At 74.7% G+C, this 6,592-nt stretch carries 7 protein-coding genes; 4 read left to right on the top strand and 3 right to left on the bottom strand.

Features of this window, described 5'->3' with window-relative positions; genetic code table 11:
• The first annotated feature begins 118 nt into the window (after positions 1-118).
• The 3 genes from AB0O40_RS37100 to AB0O40_RS37090 all read left to right on the top strand — a co-directional run bounded on the left by AB0O40_RS37100 (position 119) and on the right by AB0O40_RS37090 (position 2,500).
• On the top strand, positions 119-760 hold the full coding sequence (locus tag AB0O40_RS37100; protein ID WP_365050560.1) for a hypothetical protein: 642 nt from the start codon (positions 119-121) through the stop codon (positions 758-760).
• Positions 761-864: 104 nt separating this feature from the next.
• On the top strand, positions 865-1,563 hold the full coding sequence (locus tag AB0O40_RS37095) for a demethylmenaquinone methyltransferase (RefSeq protein ID WP_365050558.1): 699 nt from the start codon (positions 865-867) through the stop codon (positions 1,561-1,563).
• A gap of 25 nt (positions 1,564-1,588) precedes the next feature.
• On the top strand, positions 1,589-2,500 hold the full coding sequence (locus AB0O40_RS37090) for a glutaminase (RefSeq protein ID WP_365050556.1): 912 nt from the start codon (positions 1,589-1,591) through the stop codon (positions 2,498-2,500).
• Between the two features lie 81 nt (positions 2,501-2,581).
• Here the strand turns inward: AB0O40_RS37090 and AB0O40_RS37085 are convergent, their stop codons facing one another.
• Complete coding sequence (locus tag AB0O40_RS37085; protein ID WP_365050562.1) at positions 2,582-3,091, bottom strand: GNAT family N-acetyltransferase; 510 nt, start codon at positions 3,089-3,091, stop codon at positions 2,582-2,584.
• A gap of 100 nt (positions 3,092-3,191) precedes the next feature.
• On the opposite strand from AB0O40_RS37085, the gene AB0O40_RS37080 reads away from it, so the two are divergent.
• Positions 3,192-4,475: a geranylgeranyl reductase family protein gene (locus AB0O40_RS37080; protein ID WP_365050554.1), complete on the top strand. Its 1,284-nt coding sequence runs from the start codon at positions 3,192-3,194 to the stop codon at positions 4,473-4,475.
• A 34-nt stretch (positions 4,476-4,509) separates the two neighbouring features.
• Here the strand turns inward: AB0O40_RS37080 and AB0O40_RS37075 are convergent, their stop codons facing one another.
• Both AB0O40_RS37075 and AB0O40_RS37070 read right to left on the bottom strand, forming a co-directional pair.
• The gene (locus tag AB0O40_RS37075; protein WP_365050552.1) at positions 4,510-5,736 is read right to left on the bottom strand and encodes an ABC transporter permease; all 1,227 of its coding nucleotides are present in this window, start codon (positions 5,734-5,736) and stop codon (positions 4,510-4,512) included.
• Positions 5,733-6,389 (bottom strand): ABC transporter ATP-binding protein, encoded by a 657-nt coding sequence (locus AB0O40_RS37070; protein ID WP_365050550.1) that lies wholly within the window; start codon positions 6,387-6,389, stop codon positions 5,733-5,735. The genes AB0O40_RS37075 and AB0O40_RS37070 overlap by 4 nt, the downstream gene beginning before the upstream one ends.
• Positions 6,390-6,592 lie beyond the last annotated feature (203 nt).

Below are 6,592 nucleotides of genomic sequence, written 5' to 3'. Positions count from 1 at the left end.
ACGACCCCGCCAACGACCCCGTCGACGAGCGCGTCGTCTCCCACATCTCCTCCATCGCCATCGAGGGCGGCACCGCCCACCCGGAGCTCAAGCTCCTCGACGCGAACTGAGCCCTGCCGTGCGGACGCTGCACGCCGCGCCGCTGGTGCTGCCCGTCGGGGCGGCGCCGGTGGCGGACGGGGCGCTGCTGGTGGAGGGCGACCGGATCGCGGCGATCGGGCCGCGGGCGGAGCTGACGGCCGCCCATCCGACCGCCCGAATACGGGAGTGGCCGGGGGTGCTGACCCCCGGACTGCGGCAGGACGCCGCCGCCTTCCTGCTGCGGCGGTGCTACTTCCCCGACCCCCGGGAGGCCGAGGCGCTGGGCACGGCCCCGCTGACGGCCGAGGCCACGGACGCGCTCGGGGCGGACCCGGCGCGGCGGGCCGCCGGGGTCCGGCGCGGGCTCCAGCAGTTCCTGCGGTACGGCACGACCGTCCTCGCCCTCTCGCCCGACCCCCTGCTGTCCCCTCCGGTGGCCAAGGTGGGCTTCGCGCTGACCGCGCCCGGCTCGGTGACCGGGTCCGACCCGGTGGCGTTGCTGGACCCGCTGGGCGGGGCGGCGTCGCTGGCTTCCGCGGTGGAGGCGCCCCTGGCGGTCGGTGACCGGGCCGACTTCGCCGCCTTCGCCGTCCCCGACGAGGAGTCCCTGCTCGCCCTGGGCGCCGGTACCTGCGTGGCCACGGTCCTCGCCGGCCGGCTGCTGTACCGGGGACGCTGACCCGCCGGGCGGGCCGGGGCGGAGCCCGCGCGAGGACGGGCCGGGCGGGCTGCCAGAATGGGGAAGGCAGTACCCGGAACCAGCGCAGAGTGAGGCACACGCCAGTGACAAGGGCATCCCTGGACAAGCAGCCGCACGAGGTCGCCACCATGTTCGACGGCGTCGCGGCGAACTACGACGTCACCAACGACGTCCTCTCGCTCGGCCAGTCGCGGCTGTGGCGCAAGGAGGTCGCCAAGGCGGTCGGCGCGCGCCCCGCGCACCTGGTCCTCGACCTCGCCGCCGGTACCGCCACCTCCTCGCTGCCCTTCGCGGCCACCGGCGCGTACGTCGTGCCCTGCGACTTCTCCCTCGGCATGCTCCGCGAGGGCAAGCGCCGCAACCCGCACCTGCCGCTGACCGCCGGCGACGCCACGAAGCTGCCGTTCAAGGACGACACCTTCGACACCGTCACGATCTCCTTCGGGCTGCGCAACGTCCAGGACACCGAGACCGCGCTGCGCGAGATGCACCGGGTCACCAAGCCCGGCGGCAAGGTCGTGATCTGCGAGTTCTCGCAGCCGACCTGGGCGCCCTTCCGGACCGTCTACACCGAGTACCTGATGCGCGCGCTGCCGCCGGTGGCCCGCGCGGTCTCCAGCAACCCCGACGCGTACGTCTACCTCGCCGAGTCCATCCGCGAGTGGCCGGACCAGCCCGCGCTGGCCGCGCTGCTGCAGAAGGCCGGCTGGGCGGACGTGGCCTGGCGCAACCTCACCGGGGGCGTGGTGGCCCTGCACCGCGGCTCCAAGCCCGCCGCCTAGCCGGCCCGCACCCGGACGCACCGACGTGGACTACCAGGCCGTACTGGAGCAGATCGCCGAGGAGGTCGCGCCGCTGGTCGGCAGCGGCGAGCCGGCCGGCTACATCCCGGCGCTCGCCGGGGTCGACCCGGGCGCCTTCGGCATGGCGGTCGCCGACCTCGACGGCCGGGTGTACGGGGTGGGGGACTGGCAGGTCCCCTTCTCCGCCCAGTCGATCACCAAGGTCTTCACCCTGGCCCTGGTCCTCGCCTCCGACGGGGACGGCCTGTGGGAGCACGTGGGCCGGGAGCCCTCCGGCAACCCCTTCAACTCCCTGGTGCAGCTGGAGTACGAGAACGGCATCCCGCGCAACCCCTTCATCAACGCGGGCGCGCTGGTCGTCACCGACCGGCTGCACACCACGACGGGCGACGCGAGCAGCGAACTCCTGGAGTTCCTGCGGCGCGAGAGCGGCAACCCGGACCTGGCCTTCGACCCGGAGGTGGCCGCCTCCGAGTCCGCGAACGGCGACCGGAACGCCGCGCTCGCGCACTTCATGGCCAGCTACGGCAACATCGCCAACCCGGTGCCCACCCTGCTGGACCACTACTTCTGGCAGTGCGCGATCGAGACCAGCTGCGCCGACCTGGCGCTGGCCGCGCGCTTCCTGGCCCGGCACGGCCTGCTGGCCGACGGCTCCCGGCTGCTGACCCGCAGCCAGGCCAAGCAGGTCAACGCGGTGATGCTGACCTGCGGGACGTACGACGCGGCGGGCGACTTCGCCTACCGGGTGGGGCTGCCCGGCAAGAGCGGGGTCGGCGGCGGCATCGTGGCGGTGGTGCCCGGGCGGTGCACGCTGTGCGTGTGGAGCCCGGGGCTGGACGAGCGCGGCAACTCCGTCGCGGGCGTGGCGGCGCTCGACCGCTTCACGACCCTGACGGGGCTGTCCGTCTTCTGAACCCCCGGCGGGGCTCCGGCGGTCCGGTGGCGGACCACCGGCGGTCCGCGGTCCGACCACCGCCCCTTTCCCGGCCGCGCCCTACCCGAGCACGAGCCGGTAGCGGTGGCCCTGGCGCTCGCCGCCGCCCAGCGGGAAGACCTCGGCCAGTTCCATGCCGAGCCGCTGGGTGACCGCGATCGAACGGCTGTTGGCCGCGTCCACCATCGCGACCACCTCCGGTACGCCCGCGGCACGCACCCGGTCGAGGGTTTCCCGCGCCGCCGCGGTGACGTACCCCTTGCCCCAGTACGGGCGCGCCAGCCGCCAGCCGATCTCTATCCGGCCGACCGGGCCCCACTCGCGCGGCCAGGGCTGCGCGCCGGTGAAACCGATGACCTCGTCGTTCTCGTCGAGCATCGTCCAGAAGCAGAAGCCCAGCTGGGCGTCGTGCATCCGCTGCCGGGCGGTCAGTTCCTCGTACACCGACAGCTCCGCCGGCCGGCCGCCCTGGAACTCCATGACCTCGCGGTCGGCGAAGACCCGGTGCCAGGCGTACGCGTCCTCCTCGGTCGGCACGCGCAGCTGGACGGCGGGGAGCAGCTTGGTCATCGGGCAGCCCTTCTCGGTGGCGATCACGGTCCGCTGCATAGACTGCCCATGTCCTGTGCCGACGGCACGCAGAAATTTCGAGTCTCCGGGAGTCCCCGTCGTGGCCGAGCCCCTCTCCGAGCACACCGCTGATGTGATCGTCGTCGGAGCCGGGCCCGCCGGCTCGACCACCGCGTACTACCTCGCCAAGGCCGGACTGGACGTCCTGCTGCTGGAGAAGACCGCCTTCCCGCGCGAGAAGGTCTGCGGCGACGGTCTGACGCCGCGGGCCACCAAGCAGCTGGTGGCGATGGGCATCGACATCTCCGAAGAGGCCGGCTGGCTGCGCAACAAGGGCCTGCGGATCATCGGCGGCGGGGTGCGCCTGGAGCTGGACTGGCCCGAGCTGGCGTCCTTCCCGGACTACGGACTGGTCCGCAAGCGCGACGACTTCGACGAGACGCTGGCCCGGCAGGCGCAGAAGGCCGGCGCCCGGCTGTACGAGCGGTGCAACGTGGGCGAGCCGGTCCGGGACCCGCGCACCGGCCACATCACGGGCGTGCACGCCAAGCTCGGCGAGGACAAGCGGGCGGTCACCTTCCACGCGCCGCTGGTGGTCGCGGCGGACGGCAACTCCAGCCGGCTGTCGCTGGCGATGGGGCTGCACCGGCGCGAGGACCGGCCGATGGGCGTGGCCGTGCGGACGTACTTCCACTCGCCGCGGCACGACGACGACTACCTGGAGTCCTGGCTGGAGCTGTGGGACCGGCGCGGGGCGCAGGACCGGCTGCTGCCCGGGTACGGCTGGATCTTCGGCATGGGCGACGGCACGTCCAACGTCGGCCTGGGCATCCTCAACTCCTCCTCGGCCTTCCGGGAGCTGGACTGGCGCGAGGTCCTGAAGGCCTGGTGCGCCTCGATGCCGGCGGACTGGGGCTACACCCCGGAGAACATGACCGGTCCGATCCGGGGCGCGGCGCTGCCGATGGCCTTCAACCGGCAGCCGCACTACACCAAGGGCCTGCTGCTCGTCGGTGACGCGGGCGGGCTGGTGAACCCCTTCAACGGCGAGGGCATCGCGTACGCCATGGAGTCGGGGCAGATCGCCGCGGACGTGATCGTCCAGGCGCACGCCCGGGCCACCCCGGCCCAGCGCGAACTGGCCCTGCACAACTACCCGAAGGTCCTCAAGGAGACCTACGGCGGCTACTACACGCTGGGCCGCGCCTTCGTGAAGCTGATCGGCAACCCGAAGATCATGAAGATCGCCGCCCAGCGGGGCCTGACCCACCCCATGCTGATGCGCTTCACCCTCAAGATGCTGGCCAACCTCACCGACCCCACCGGCGGCGACGCCGCCGACCGCATCATCAACGGCCTGAGCAAGGTCGCCCCGAAGGCCTGAGGTCCGGACGCCGTCCCCCCGTCAGGGCCCGCCGTCAGTGGCGGAGGGCTTCGGACGGGGGGATGCGGGCTGCCCGGACGGCGGGGTGGAGGCCGGCCAGGAGGCCGGTGGCCAGGCCTGCCAGGGGGGCGGCGGCGACCGCGGCGGTGGGGAGGACCGGGGTCCAGTCGCGGGCCAGGGCCGTGCCGACCACGGTCAGGACGCCCAGGGAGGTGCCGGCGGCTCCGCCGAGCGCGCCCAGGACGGCGGACTCGGTGAGGAACTGGGCGGCCACGTGCCGGCCCCGCGCGCCCAGGGCCCGGCGCAGCCCGATCTCGGCGCGCCGCTCCAGGACCGCCACCAGCGTGGTGTTGGCGATCCCCACCGCGCCGATCACCAGGCAGACCCCGGCGAGCACCAGGATGAGCGAGGACAGGTCCGAGGAGACGCCGGTCCGCAGCTCCCGGGGGTCGGGCGGCGGGACGGCCTTCAGGTACTCGGGGTGGTCCGGCCGCAGCGCCCGGGGCGCCAGGGCGGCGACCTGCCGGGCCGCGCCGAGCCGGGTGGAGACCAGCAGCCGGGCGTCGCCGGGCGCGGCCGGCCCCCACACCTCCTCGGCGGTGGCCCGCGGCACCAGCACCGACAGCAGCATGTCCGGCTGCCGGCGTACGTCGGCCAGGACGCCGGCCACGGTGAAGGCCTCGCCGCCGATCCACACCGCGGGCCGGGTGCCGAGGGTGGTGATCCCGAGCCGGTCGGCGGCGCCGGCGCCCAGCACCACGACCCGCTGCCGGGTGCGTTCGGCGAACTCGTCGTAGAGCCGCCCCTCGCGCAGCCGCGGTACGGCGGCCCGTACCGCGCCCGGGGAGGCGGCGAGCACCGCGGTGTCCGGGCCCAGGGCCCGGGAGTCCGGGGTGGTGGCCACCGCGCCGGCCGGCAGCCGCACCGTCCACCAGAGCCCGGCGTCCCGGATCCCGGCGAGCACCCCGATGCGGCGCTCGACGTCGGCGGGCAGGCCGGGCCCGGCGTACTCGTCCTGGCGGACGGCCACGTCCTCGACGGTCACCTCGGTCGCCGTCAGGGCGGTGAAGCGGCCGTCGATCCGGGCGGAGAGGGTGGCGGTCAGCCCCAGCACGGCGACGAAGCTGCCGACGCCGAGGAGGGTGCCCAGGGCGGTGAGCGCGGCCCGGCCGGGCCGGCGCAGGATCCCGGCGATCGCCTCGCCGAGGGCGTCGCGGACGGCGAGCCGGGTGTTCTCGACCGGTGGGCGGGCCCGGGTCACCGGCCGAGCCTCCCGTCGCGGATGGTGACCGTGCGGTCGGCGCGGGCCGCCACGGCGGGGTCGTGGGTGATGACGAGCACCGTCATGCCGGCCCGGTGCAGTTCCTCGAGGAGCGCGAGGACGGTGCCGGCACTGACCGAGTCCAGGTTGCCGGTCGGCTCGTCGCACAGCAGCAGGCTCGGGCGGCCGACCAGCGCGCGGGCGATCGCCACCCGCTGCTGCTCGCCGCCGGACAGCCGACTGGGCGTCGCCCCGGCGCGCTGCGCCAGGCCCACCTGCCGCAGGGCCTCGTCGGCCCGGTCCAGGCGTTCGGCGCGGGGGACGCGGGTGTAGAGCAGGGCGAGGGCGACGTTCTCGCGGGCGGTGAGGTGGCCGACCAGGTGGAAGGCCTGGAAGACGAAGCCGATGCGGCGGCCGCGGAGGGCGGTGCGGGTGGTGTCGGGGAGGGGGCCGGTGTCGATGCCGTCGAGGACGTAGTGGCCTTCGGTGGGGGTGTCGAGGAGGCCGGCGATGTTCAGGAAGGTGGACTTGCCGGAGCCGGAGGGGCCGACGACGGCCACGAATTCGCCCCGGCGGACGGTGAGGTGGCAGTCCCGTAGCGCGGCCACGGGTGGCGGGCCGTCGTACGTCCGGCCGACGCCGTGCATCGCCATGACGGGCGGTGCCGGTGCCGGTGTCTCGGTCGCTGTTGTGGGTGCGGGTGCGGGTGCGGGTGCGGGTGCGGGTGCCGCTGCGCGGAGCTGGTCCCCTCCCCGCCCCTTCCCGAAACCGGTGGGCTTCGCCCCCGGACCCCCGTACCGCCGCTGCGCGACGGTCGCCTCAATCGCCGGCGGGGCTGGAAAATCCAGCCCCGCCG

It is taken from the genome of Streptomyces sp. NPDC089919 (assembly GCF_040684615.1).
GTDB lineage: Bacteria > Actinomycetota > Actinomycetes > Streptomycetales > Streptomycetaceae > Streptomyces.
The sequence above is the reverse complement of the archived record's forward strand: the minus strand, read 5'-3'. Positions and strand labels throughout refer to the sequence as shown.